Source organism: Stutzerimonas chloritidismutans, assembly GCF_051486945.1.
In the GTDB taxonomy this organism is placed as follows: Bacteria; Pseudomonadota; Gammaproteobacteria; order Pseudomonadales; family Pseudomonadaceae; genus Stutzerimonas; species Stutzerimonas chloritidismutans_B.
This window is the reverse complement of the sequence record NZ_JAHVDX010000001.1, coordinates 181,597-192,977: the sequence shown is the minus strand read 5'-3', so window position 1 is coordinate 192,977 and position 11,381 is coordinate 181,597. Positions and strand designations below refer to the sequence as shown.

Below are 11,381 nucleotides of genomic sequence, written 5' to 3'. Positions count from 1 at the left end.
GGCGGGTCAGTGCGTCCGCTCGATCGGCGCAGCCTCTGTCACGCGTAGTCACTGGAGATGTCATGAGCAAGAAAAAACCTGCTGCGCCCCACGTTCTGATTCCGTCGCGGATTCGTGAGGGGCTACCCTTTCCCCTCGGCGCGACCTGGGACGGGCTGGGCGTCAACTTCGCGATCTTCTCCGCCAATGCCACCAAGGTCGAACTTTGCTTGTTCGACACCGACGGCGAGACCGAGCTCGAGCGTATCGAACTGCCCGAATACACCGATGAGATCTGGCATGGCTACCTGCCGGACGCTCATCCCGGCCAGATTTACGGCTATCGCGTATACGGCCCCTACGAGCCGGACGCCGGCCACCGTTTCAACCCGAACAAATTGCTCATCGACCCTTACGCCAAACAATTGGTTGGCGGCCTGAAGTGGTCCGAGGCGCTGTTCGGTTACACCATCGGTCACAAGGATGCCGACCTCAGTTTCGACGAGCGAGACAGCGCGCCCTTCGTGCCGAAATCCAAGATCATCGACCCGGCCTTCACCTGGGGGCACGACCGCCCCGTGCAGGTGCCGTGGGATCGGACGATCATCTACGAGACCCATGTGCGTGGTTTCACCATGCGCCACCCGTCTGTTCCTGAAGACATGCGCGGCACCTTTGCCGGCTTCAAGTCACCGGACGTGATCGACTACGTCCGCAAGCTCGGCGTCTCGTCCATCGAATTTTTGCCGATTCACGGTTTCGTCCAGGATCAGCACCTGCTCGAAAAAGGAATGAGCAACTACTGGGGCTACAACAGCATCGCCTTCTTCGCACCGCACCCAAAGTACCTGGCGAGCGGCAAGATCAGCGAGTTCAAGGAAATGGTCGCGCACCTGCACAACGCCGATCTCGAGGTCATTCTCGATGTGGTCTACAACCACACCGCCGAGGGCAACGAGCTCGGCCCGACGCTATCCATGCGCGGTATCGACAACGCCTCCTACTACCGCTTGATGCCGGACCAGAAGCGCTACTACATCAATGACTCGGGCACAGGCAACACGCTGGACATGAGTCACCCCTGCGTCGTGCAGATGGTCACCGATTCGCTGCGCTACTGGGCGGAGGAGATGCACGTCGATGGCTTCCGTTTCGACTTGGCAACCATCCTCGGGCGTGAACATGACGGTTACGACGAACGTCACGGCTTCCTCGTCGCCTGCCGGCAGGACCCGGTACTCGCCAAGACCAAGCTCATCGCCGAGCCCTGGGACTGCGGCCCGGGAGGCTACCAGGTCGGCGGCTTCCCGCCTGGCTGGGCGGAATGGAACGACCAGTATCGCGACACCGTCCGCGCGTTCTGGAAGGGTGATGGAGACAAGCTTCCTGACTTCGCCGCGCGCCTGACCGGCTCCGGCGATTTGTACAACCAACGTGGCCGGCGCCCGTTCAGCTCGGTGAACTTCATCACTGCGCATGATGGTTTCACCATGAACGACCTCGTGTCGTACAACGACAAGCACAACGAGGCGAACGACGAGGACAACCGCGACGGCAGCAGTAACAACATCTCCTGGAACCATGGCGTGGAAGGCCCGACGGACGACCCGGAGATCAACGAACTGCGCTTCCGCCAGATGCGTAACTTCTTCGCCACCCTGCTCTTCTCCCAAGGCACACCGATGATCGTCGCTGGGGACGAATTCGCCCGTACCCAGCACGGCAACAACAACGCCTACTGCCAGGACAGCGAGATCGGCTGGGTCAACTGGGAAATACCGGAGCAGAGCCGCGTGCTACAAGGCTTCGTGCGCAAGCTAATCCGGCTGCGTCAACGTTATCCGATGCTGCGGCGCGGGCGCTTCCTGGTAGGCGCGTACAACGAAGAGTTGGGCGTCAAGGACGTCACCTGGCTGGCGCCGCACGGCGAGGAAATGACCGTCGAGCACTGGGAAGACGGCAACAACCGCTGCATGGGCATGTTGCTCGACGGCCGCGCTCAGGCGACCGGTATCCGCAAGGCCGGCTCTGACGCCACCTTGCTGCTGGTGGTCAATGCTCATCACGACGTGGTGAATTTCAAACTACCGGAGTCGCCGCAGGGCATTTTCTGGAACCGGTTGATCGACACCAACGATCCGAACGCCCGTACGGCGCGCTTCGATTTCGATGATGAATACGCGATCACCGGCCGGTCGCTGTTGCTGTTCGAACTGATCAAGGAAGAAGAATAGCCAGGAGCCACGTCGCCAGCGGCGGTTTCGCTGGCGGCCTCGGTTCACTACCGCAGTGCATTCGCCGACGTGCGGTAGTGAACCCAGGCCATTGCGACCAGTCCCAACCCGGGCGTGTCCTGCGTGGCTCACGCCTAACGCGGCCCTACCAATGAACCCGACGGATGTGTCCTGCCAGCCGCAGGCAGGTTGTCCCTCCGTGATGGATCACACCCAAATGCCCGCATCCCGCCTCGTCTTCGCCCTTGCTCTGCTGATCATCAGCGCGCTCGACCTTCAACCTGCGCTAGCGGGTGGCGCCATTACCAATGCCACGCTGCCTGCCGGCAAACCGGGCAATGTCCGGTTGATGGTCAACACCATCCGCGGCGGCAAAGCGATGGACGTGAACAATGAAACCGACGTGCCGGTGGAAGTGGTGCTGCGCCTGACCCGACTGGTCAACGTCACCGGCGTTGGCAAGGGTGTGGTTCGCAAGACAGTTCCGGCCCGCACGCGGCTGCGCGTCGCCACCCTGCGCAAACGCCAGGCCGGCTACCCAATGATGTACCAGCAGTCGTTCAGCTATGCGCTGATCTATTCGCCGGAGCCCGGCAAAGCCGGTTCGGTCGGTGGCCACGCCTACGCCCTGCCGTGGAAAGGTGGCCCCTTCCACATATCCCAGGGCGCCGGTGGAGATTTCAGCCACAACTCGCCGAAGGGGCGCTATGCCGTGGATGTCGCCATGCCGGTCGGCACGCCTATCGTGGCAGCACGCGACGGCATCGTGGTCGAGGTGCATGACGGCCAGGGTGGCCGCCTGCCCAATCCGGCGGGCAACTACGTGCGTGTCGAACATGCTGACGGCACCCACAGCGCCTACCTGCACCTCAAACGCGGCTCGGTCAGTGTCACCCGCGGGCAGAAGGTCAAGACCGGCACCTTGCTCGGCCACTCCGGCAACACCGGCCGAAGCACCGGCCCGCACTTGCACTTCGTGGTGCAGAAGCCCTACGGCGATTCCCTCGTCTCCATCCCCTTCCGCTTCAACCGCCCCGTCAGCGCCCTTCCCAATTTCGCGCGCAATGACTGAGTCCGCCTGGTCTCAGCCCGCTTCTATCGGTGCTCAGCCAATGCGCCTGTAGGCGCGCGCTTGCTCGCGATTTAAATCGCGGCGTGGCACCGGATCGCCAGCAAGCTGGCTCCTACGAAAGCAAGGGGATTGGGCGTGAAGATGGCTTCCCTCGGGTGGTGGGTCCTGGTCCGTGTAGGAGCGAGCTTGCTCGCGATCGAGGTCTCGGCGTGGCGCCGGATCGCCAGCAAGCTGGCTCCTACTAAAGCGGATTGGCGTGAAGATGCTTCCCACGGGTGATGAGTCATGGTCCGTGTAGGAGCGAGCTTGCTCGCGATCGAGGTCACGGCGTTGCTTCGGATCGCCAGCAAGCAGGCTCCTTCGAACGCGGATTGGGCCGCAACCCGCGATCAAAAGCGGCAGGCGTCTTAACCGTGCCGCTTCCAGTGGAATGTAAAGGTCTCTTCCGCGGCCATCCGTTGGAGGTGATCGGCGACGACATGCTCAAGCTTTTCTAGCTGCGCTTCATCTTCGGCGCGGACGCCGGCGGTCAGACTGCCCTCGCCAGCGGTGAGTTGGCAATGGCCACTGCCTAGCGGGATGCTGCCCTGCTGGTCGTCATAGGTGACGTCGAACTTATGGCTCCAGTGCTTACAGAGCCGGCGGATCAGGCGGCTCGGGTCGGCGGTGGTGATTTGTACGGTGGATTCGAGCATGTCGTCTCTCCTGAAGGTGTTAGCCGAATTGGAAGCCCGACAACGCCGTGTGCATGACGGTGTCGGAGAAGCTTTGGCGGCCGATGCTGTCCCCCGCGGCGCCGGCGGCCACCAGCAGCGGCAGCAGATGTTCCTCGGCGCGGGGCGGGTGGCAAAGTCGTGCAACCGGCGCTTGTGTCCAGCCGCGAAGAGCAGCTTCGCGTGCGGCACCCGTTGCTGACACGGTCTGGACCAGCCAGTCGTCGAACTGTTCTGAAATAGGCGTAAACGCGGGATCACCATAGCCGCGCATGTTGTGAAAGCTCATGCCGCTGCCCACGATCAGCACGCCTTCGTCGCGCAACGGTGCCAACGCGCGGCCAAGTGCCAGGTGAGCCTCAGCATCGAGGTCGCTGCGAAGGGAAACCTGCACGACAGGAATGTCCGCGTCGGGAAACATCAACTTAAGCGGCACGAAAACACCATGGTCGAGGCCGCGCTGCGGATCGCTCGCCGCCGGTATGTGCGCGTCGCACAGCCGCTTCACAATGGCGTCGGCGAGCGCTGGGCTGCCCGGTGCCGGGTAGGCAAGCTGGTAGGTGTGCTCGGGAAAACCGTAATAGTCGAAGATGAGTGCCGGGTTCGGATGAGCCGTGACACGGATCTGCGGCTCGAGCCAGTGTCCTGAGACGACCACGATGGCGCGTGGTCGCTCGGGCAACGTGGCAGCGATGTTCTCAAGGTAGGCGCGCATCCGATCCCAAGCGTCGGCCGGATTCCAATCCATGAAGAAGCAAGGGCCAGCGCCATGCGGGACGAACAGCGTCGGCATACGGCTCGGTCGATCGTTCATGGTTAAGCCTGCGTGGTCAGCGATGAGGCGGAAGTATGAATTACACTTCGGCAGGCGTTAAACCGCCAAAACACCACTACAGTTCTCACTGAAAGTAGGAAATCCGATGCTCGACCAAGTGACGGGAATGCGAGTGTTCGTCCGCGCCGCCCAGGCCGGCAGTCTGTCGGCAGCAGCACGGCTGGTCGGCATGTCTCCGGCGATGGCGACCAAACACGTGGATGCGCTCGAAAGCCGGCTGGGTGTGAAGCTGTTCCACCGCAGTACACGCCGGCTCAACCTGACCGCAGCGGGCACCAGCTACCTGGAGGCCTGCCTGCGCATCCTGCCGGAGATCGACGAAGCCGAGGCGAGCGTAGCCTCCCAGCGGGTCGAGGCGAAGGGGCTGCTCAGAATGAACGTGCCGCTTTCCTTCGGTACCCGCTACATCGCCCCGCTCCTTCCGGCTTTCAGTCGCCGGCACCCGGAGGTCAGCATCGAGCTCGGCTTCACGGACAGCCATGTGGACTTGATCGATGGCAACTGGGACATGGCCGTGCGTATTGGGCGTCTCGAAGACAGCCCCCTGCAGGCCCGCCGCCTGGTCGCCGACTGCCCGATGCTGCTGTGTGCGTCCCCGGGTTACTTGGCCGAACACGGCACCCCGCGGCGCACGGGTGAGCTGGCCCAGCACAATTGTTTGGGTTACAGCCTCTCCAGCATGGGCCCGAGGGAATGGGCATTCGGGCGCGCCGGCGAGGTGCGCGTGCCCATTTCCGGCAACCTGATCGCCAATAACGGAGCGGCACTGGTAGCCGCGGCCGAAGGTGACATGGGGTTGATCTACCAACCGACGTTCATCGTGTCCGCGGCGCTGGCACGGGGCACGCTGATCGCCCTGCAACTCGACCAGGAGCCGATGCGGCTCGGCGGTGTGTATGCCGTCTACCCACCCGACCGGCGCCCGCCTGCCAAGGTGCGCGCGATGGTCGATCATCTTGTCGAGGCGTTTTCCGGCGTGCTGCCCTGGGAACGGCAGGCTGACTGATCGGTCACCCGCTCCTCCTGGCTGGCCGTTGCGCTGCGCCGCAAAAAAAGATGAACCGTGAAAGCTGCGGTCAGTCCCAAGAACAGAGCAAGCCATTCAGCAGGAATGCGGCTGGAGCGCCCCGTGCGCGGCGCTTCGGAGTATCGCGACCCGGCTGTCAGGTGCCGGGCGCATCGAGGGAGGTCCAATCATCCGCGGGCAAGCATGCCTACCCGATCCAGACGGAGTAACCATGAAAGCTGTTGTCTATCACGGTGTCGGCGACATTCGCCTCGAAGACGTCGACGAGCCACGCATCCAGGAACCCACCGACGCCATCGTGCGCATCACCGCCTCGGCCATCTGCGGCACGGATCTGCATTTCGTGCGCGGCACGTTCAGCGGTATGAAGCCCGGTACCATTCTCGGCCACGAGGCCGTGGGAATCGTCGAAGCGCTGGGTGACGACGTGCGCAACCTTGAGATTGGCGACCGTGTCGTCGTGCCCTCGACCATCGCTTGCGGGAACTGCTCGTACTGCCGGGCCGGCTATTTCGCCCAGTGCGACGTGGCCAACCCGAATGGCAAGGAAGCCGGCACCTCCTTCTTCGGCGGCCCCGCCGCGACCGGCCCCTTCCACGGCCTGCAAGCCGAGAAGGCGCGGATTCCCTTCGCCAACATCGGCTTGGTGAAGCTGCCAGCCGAGATCACCGATGACCAGGCGATCCTGCTTTCGGACATCTTCCCGACCGGCTATTTCGGTGCCGAGATGGCCGAGATCGAGGCCGGCGACACGGTAGCGGTATACGGTTGCGGGCCGGTTGGCCAGTTCGCCATCGCCAGCGCCAAGCTGCTCGGCGCCGGCCGTGTGTTTGCGATCGACCAGTATGAAGACCGCCTCAAGATGGCCCGCCGCCAGGGCGCGGAAGTCATCGACTTTAACCGTGAAGATCCCGTCGAAACCATCAAGCGGCTCACCCGTGGCATCGGTGTTGATCGAGTCATCGACGCGGTCGGTGTAGATGCCGAGCACGGCTGCTGCTCCGGCAAACCGGCAGAAGGTGCCAGCAGCCAGGAAAACGGCCAGTGGCGCCCGGGCGATGCCCCTTCTCAGGCGCTGGAGTGGGGTGTTCAGAGCCTCGCCAAGGCCGGCACGCTGTCGATCATCGGCGTCTACCCGCCGGATGCGACGACCTTCCCGATCGGCATGGCGATGAACCGCAACATCACCATCAACATGGGCAACTGCCATCACCGGAAGTACATCCCGCGCTTGATCGAGATGGTCCAGGCCAAACGTATCGCGCCGGAAACCATCCTCACTCAGACGGAACCGATGCCCGATGCGATCGCCGCGTTCGAAGCATTCGATCGCCGCGAACGGGGCTGGATCAAGGTTGAACTGCAGCCGCAGCGCAGCGGGGCGAGCAAGACGGCCGAGGCGCAGGCGAGGGTCGACAAGGCCGTGGCCGACACCTTCCCGGCCAGCGACCCGACCAGCATGCAGAACCCGCGATAGGCCAAGGAGCGCGCGATGGCAGCCATCCATATCGGCATTTCAGGCTGGCGTTACGCACCCTGGCGAGGCGACTTCTACCCCAAGGGACTGGTCCAGAAAAAAGAGTTGAAGTTCGCCTCGCGTGCGGTCAGCAGCATCGAGATCAACGGCTCGTTCTACTCGCTGCAGCGACCGGAGCTCTACGCCGCCTGGTATGACGAAACGCCGGACGGCTTCGTCTTCAGCGTCAAGGCGCCGCGCTACATTACCCACATCCTGCGGCTGCGCGAGGTCGAGAAACCCATTGCCAACTTTCTTGCGTCGGGGGTGCTTGCGCTAAAGGACAAGCTCGGCCCGATGCTCTGGCAATTCCCGCCTTCATTCAAATTCGACGCCGAACGCTTCGAGGCCTTCCTCGCCTTGCTCCCGCATGACACCGAGGCGGCGCTGGAGATGGCCAAGGGCTGCGAGCCGCGCATGGAGGGCCGCAGCTACTTGCAGATCGACCGCAAGCGCAAGCTGCGCCATGCCGTGGAGATACGCAACGAAAGCTTTGTCGACCCTCACTTCATCGAACTGCTGCGCCGCTATGACGTGGCGCTGGTCATCGCCGATACCGCCGGTAAGTGGCCCTACCGCGAAGACCTGTGCAGCGACTTCGTCTACATCCGTCTACATGGCGCCGAGGAGCTTTACACCAGCGGCTACACCGACGACGCGCTGGACGCATGGTGCCGGCGTATCCAGCGCTGGAGCGAGGGCAAGCAGCCCGACGACGCACACCTGATCAGCGACCGCCCGCCGCCCGCACGCAAGCGGCGCGAGGTGTACTGCTATTTCGACAACGACGTGAAAGTCCGAGCGCCCTATGACGCTCGCCAACTGCTGCGTCGGCTTGGGCTGGAAGACGGCCTGCAGACCACCCCGGGGATATTGGAAGGAGTACCGGCTTGAATCTGGACAAGAACCATCCGCTGGACAGCAGCGACCTCGACGCCCATATGTCGACGGCGGTTAACGCGGTACGCGTGCTGACCGTCAACACGCATAAAGGCTTCACTGCCCTGAACAGACGTTTCATCCTGCCAGAGCTGCGCGAAGCCGTCCGGTCGGTCTCGGCTGACGTGGTGTTTCTGCAGGAGGTCCTCGGCACGCACGAGAAGCACGCCTTGCGCTTCCATGATTGGCCGAAAATGTCGCAGTACGAGTTTCTTGCCGACAGCATCTGGACCGACTTTGCCTACGGACGCAACGCCGTCTACCCCGACGGCGACCATGGCAATGCGCTGCTGTCGAAATTCCCCATCACCCGCTACGAAAATCTCGATATCTCAATTGCCGGCCCCGAGCGCCGCGGCCTGTTGCACAGCGTGCTGCAAGTGCCCGGGCACGATGAGTTCCATGCGATCTGCGTGCACCTGGGGTTACGCGAATCGCACCGCCAGCAGCAGTTGCGCCTGTTGTGCGAGCTACTCGACTCGCTGCCGAAGGATGCGCCCGTCGTGGTGGCTGGCGACTTCAACGACTGGCGCCTCAAGGGTGCACAGGTGCTCGACCGCTGCGCTGGCATGCACGAGGTGTTCGCGGTGTCTCATGGCAAGGTTGCCAAGACCTTTCCGGCGCGCTGGCCAATGCTCAGGCTCGATCGCATCTACGTGCGTAACGCGACCAGCCATCAGGCCAGGATTCTCGGTAACAAACCCTGGACGCACTTGTCCGATCATCTGCCCTTGGCGGTGGAGATACACCTATGAATTTTCACTGGAGAGACGGGAATCGTCTTCAGTTGCTGGAAAACGGAGAGGAATTTTTCCCCGCCGTATTCGAGGCCATCGCGGCCGCGAAAAGCGAAGTGCTGCTGGAAACCTTCATTTTCTTTAAAGACAAGGTCGGCTCGGAGCTGCAAAAAGTCCTGATCGACGCGGCGCAGCGTGGGGTCAGCGTCGACGTCACCGTTGACGGCTACGGCTCGGCAGACCTGGATGGCGAGTTCGCCGCAGCCATGACCCGTGCCGGCGTGCGCATCCACATGTTCGACCCCGGCAAGCGGTTGCTCGGCAAGCGCATCAACGTGTTCCGACGCATGCACCGCAAGATCGTGGTGATCGATGGCGAACTCGCTTTTATTGGGGGTATCAATTTCTCGGCCGATCACCTCGGTGATTTTGGCCCTGCTGCCAAGCAGGACTACGCCATGCATATCGAGGGACCGGTGGTGCACGACATCCATCGCTTCTCTCTTGCCGCCCTCGCCCACGGCCAGACGCCACGCCGCTGGTGGCACCGCCGCGATCGCAGCCATAGCAACGGCTATGCCGGCGCCAGCCGCGGCGAAGCCCGCGCGTTGTTCGTCACGCGCGACAACGCCAGCCACCGCAACGACATCGAAGAGCACTACCTACAGGCCATCCGCGACGCCCGCTCGCGGCTGCTGATCGCCAACGCGTATTTCTTCCCGGGCTACCGTGTGCTCCGCGAAATTCGCAACGCGGCGCGGCGTGGCGTGCGGGTCCGGCTGATTTTACAGGGGCAACCGGACATGCCGATCGCCAAGTTCGGCGCGCGCATGCTCTACAACTACCTGATGAGCGACGGGGTCGAGATCCACGAATACTGCCGCCGTCCGCTGCACGGCAAAGTCGCGCTGGCTGACTACGAATGGTCGACGGTCGGCTCGAGCAACCTCGACCCGCTGAGCCTATCGCTCAATCTGGAAGCCAACCTGATTATCCGCGACCACAGCTTCAACCGGCTGTTGCACGAGAAGCTCGACCGCCTGCTGCAGGAAGATTGCCGGCGCATTCCGCTGGAGCGCATCGTGCGGGGTTACTGGTGGCGGGCGCCGTTGATCTTCATCATTTTCCACTTCCTGCGGCACTTTCCGCAGTTGGTCGGGCTGTTTCCGGCTCACCGGCCGAAGCTCGAGCTGCTGGACCCGGAACCGGTCGAGCCCGCCCCCGCGCCGCTGCAGCGAGACCATCAATGACCGAAGCCCGCCACGACCCGCCACGCAGTCGCTGGAAACGAGCCTGGCCCGTCATCAAGAAGTTGCTGACTTACGCCTTCTTCATCCTCGTTGTGGGGCTGCTGGTGAGCCTCGCGCGCAACCTGGACTGGAGCGAAGTGGCGGCGACGCTGCGCAACTACAGTGGCACCACCCTGCTACTGGCTGGCGCCGCTACGCTGACGAGCTATGCGGTGTATTGCTGCTATGACGTGCTCGGCAAGCGGTACGCCCGGCATGACCTGCCGGTACGGCAGATTATCCCGGTGACCTTTGTCTGCTATGCCTTCAATCTCAACCTGAGCGCCTGGGTCGGCGGTATCGCCTTGCGCTACAGGTTGTACTCGCGGCTCGGCCTGCGCGCGTCACAAATCACCAGCGTGTTCACGCTGAGCATCCTGACCAACTGGCTGGGCTATCTCTGGCTGGCCGGGCTGATTTTCGCGATGGGCTGGATCAGCCCGCCGGCAGACTGGGAAATCGGCCAGACCGCGCTGCGTGTGCTGGGCTTCGTCCTGCTGCTAGCGGCGTTGGCGTATCTACTCGCGTGTGGGCTGTCCAAGCGTCGCCACTGGACGATCCGTAACCATGAGATCCACCTACCGTCGTTCCGGCTGGCCGCCTTCCAGATGCTGCTCGGCGCGTCGAACTGGTCGCTAATGGCGCTGGTGGTCTATTTCATGCTGTCGCAGCAAGCACCCTACCCCGAGGTGCTGGGCATCCTGATGATCAGCAGCATGGCGGGTGTGCTGGCACATATTCCAGCGGGCCTCGGCGTAATCGAGGCGGTGTTCGTCGCGATGCTGGCGGACGAGCTGAGCCAGGGTGCGATCGTCGGCGGGCTGATCGGCTATCGCGTCGTCTACTTCCTGGTGCCGCTGGTGTTCGCGACACTGGTGTACGTCGTCCTCGAAGCGCGTGCTAAAAAGCTGCGCACCGGGAACCAATCCCGCCCCAGCGAAGAACCTCAGCCGCGCCGCACCTGAGGCCAGACTTCACCGATTCATACGGTCGAGGCATGAAAAAGCCGGACCATCGAAAGATGGCCCGGCTTTTTTACC

Annotated in this window: 10 protein-coding genes; 8 read left to right on the top strand and 2 right to left on the bottom strand. The window is 63.0% G+C overall.

What is annotated here, in order from left to right; genetic code table 11:
* Positions 1-62: 62 nt before the first annotated feature.
* Entirely contained in the window at positions 63-2,213 is a 2,151-nt protein-coding gene (glgX, locus tag KXR72_RS00765; RefSeq protein ID WP_437419231.1) for a glycogen debranching protein GlgX, read from the top strand.
* Positions 2,214-2,430: 217 nt separating this feature from the next.
* Positions 2,431-3,285, top strand: a complete 855-nt coding sequence (locus tag KXR72_RS00760; protein WP_437419230.1) for a M23 family metallopeptidase — start codon at positions 2,431-2,433, stop codon at positions 3,283-3,285.
* A 407-nt stretch (positions 3,286-3,692) separates the two neighbouring features.
* Here KXR72_RS00760 and KXR72_RS00755 read toward each other — a convergent pair whose 3' ends face one another.
* Positions 3,693-3,980 carry a DUF2218 domain-containing protein gene (locus KXR72_RS00755; protein ID WP_437419229.1) on the bottom strand — a complete coding sequence of 96 codons (288 nt, stop codon included), beginning with the start codon at positions 3,978-3,980 and terminating at the stop codon, positions 3,693-3,695.
* 19 nt (positions 3,981-3,999) lie between these two features.
* The gene (locus KXR72_RS00750; protein ID WP_437419228.1) at positions 4,000-4,791 is read right to left on the bottom strand and encodes a DODA-type extradiol aromatic ring-opening family dioxygenase; all 792 of its coding nucleotides are present in this window, start codon (positions 4,789-4,791) and stop codon (positions 4,000-4,002) included.
* Between the two features lie 127 nt (positions 4,792-4,918).
* On the opposite strand from KXR72_RS00750, the gene KXR72_RS00745 reads away from it, so the two are divergent.
* The 6 genes from KXR72_RS00745 (at position 4,919) to KXR72_RS00720 (ending at position 11,306) form a co-directional block, all read left to right on the top strand.
* Positions 4,919-5,839: a LysR family transcriptional regulator gene (locus KXR72_RS00745; protein WP_437419227.1), complete on the top strand. Its 921-nt coding sequence runs from the start codon at positions 4,919-4,921 to the stop codon at positions 5,837-5,839.
* Between the two features lie 232 nt (positions 5,840-6,071).
* Positions 6,072-7,337, top strand: coding sequence for a zinc-dependent alcohol dehydrogenase (locus tag KXR72_RS00740; RefSeq protein ID WP_437419226.1), 1,266 nt, complete (start codon positions 6,072-6,074; stop codon positions 7,335-7,337).
* A 15-nt stretch (positions 7,338-7,352) separates the two neighbouring features.
* Entirely contained in the window at positions 7,353-8,270 is a 918-nt protein-coding gene (locus KXR72_RS00735) for a DUF72 domain-containing protein (RefSeq protein ID WP_437419225.1), read from the top strand.
* Complete coding sequence (locus KXR72_RS00730; RefSeq protein WP_437419224.1) at positions 8,267-9,070, top strand: endonuclease/exonuclease/phosphatase family protein; 804 nt, start codon at positions 8,267-8,269, stop codon at positions 9,068-9,070. Before KXR72_RS00735 ends, KXR72_RS00730 begins: the two co-directional genes overlap by 4 nt.
* Positions 9,067-10,302 (top strand): cardiolipin synthase ClsB, encoded by a 1,236-nt coding sequence (gene clsB, locus KXR72_RS00725; RefSeq protein ID WP_437419223.1) that lies wholly within the window; start codon positions 9,067-9,069, stop codon positions 10,300-10,302. Before KXR72_RS00730 ends, clsB begins: the two co-directional genes overlap by 4 nt.
* Complete coding sequence (locus tag KXR72_RS00720) at positions 10,299-11,306, top strand: lysylphosphatidylglycerol synthase domain-containing protein (RefSeq protein WP_437419222.1); 1,008 nt, start codon at positions 10,299-10,301, stop codon at positions 11,304-11,306. Before clsB ends, KXR72_RS00720 begins: the two co-directional genes overlap by 4 nt.
* The last annotated feature ends 75 nt before the right edge of the window (positions 11,307-11,381 follow it).

Coding starts and splice junctions, on each gene's coding strand:
- glgX (WP_437419231.1), top strand. CDS start 63: ATGAGCAAGAAAAAACCTGCTGCGCCCCACGTTCTGATTCCGTCGCGG.
- KXR72_RS00760 (WP_437419230.1), top strand. CDS start 2,431: ATGCCCGCATCCCGCCTCGTCTTCGCCCTTGCTCTGCTGATCATCAGC.
- KXR72_RS00755 (WP_437419229.1), bottom strand. CDS start 3,980: ATGCTCGAATCCACCGTACAAATCACCACCGCCGACCCGAGCCGCCTG.
- KXR72_RS00750 (WP_437419228.1), bottom strand. CDS start 4,791: ATGCCGACGCTGTTCGTCCCGCATGGCGCTGGCCCTTGCTTCTTCATG.
- KXR72_RS00745 (WP_437419227.1), top strand. CDS start 4,919: ATGCTCGACCAAGTGACGGGAATGCGAGTGTTCGTCCGCGCCGCCCAG.
- KXR72_RS00740 (WP_437419226.1), top strand. CDS start 6,072: ATGAAAGCTGTTGTCTATCACGGTGTCGGCGACATTCGCCTCGAAGAC.
- KXR72_RS00735 (WP_437419225.1), top strand. CDS start 7,353: ATGGCAGCCATCCATATCGGCATTTCAGGCTGGCGTTACGCACCCTGG.
- clsB (WP_437419223.1), top strand. CDS start 9,067: ATGAATTTTCACTGGAGAGACGGGAATCGTCTTCAGTTGCTGGAAAAC.
- KXR72_RS00720 (WP_437419222.1), top strand. CDS start 10,299: ATGACCGAAGCCCGCCACGACCCGCCACGCAGTCGCTGGAAACGAGCC.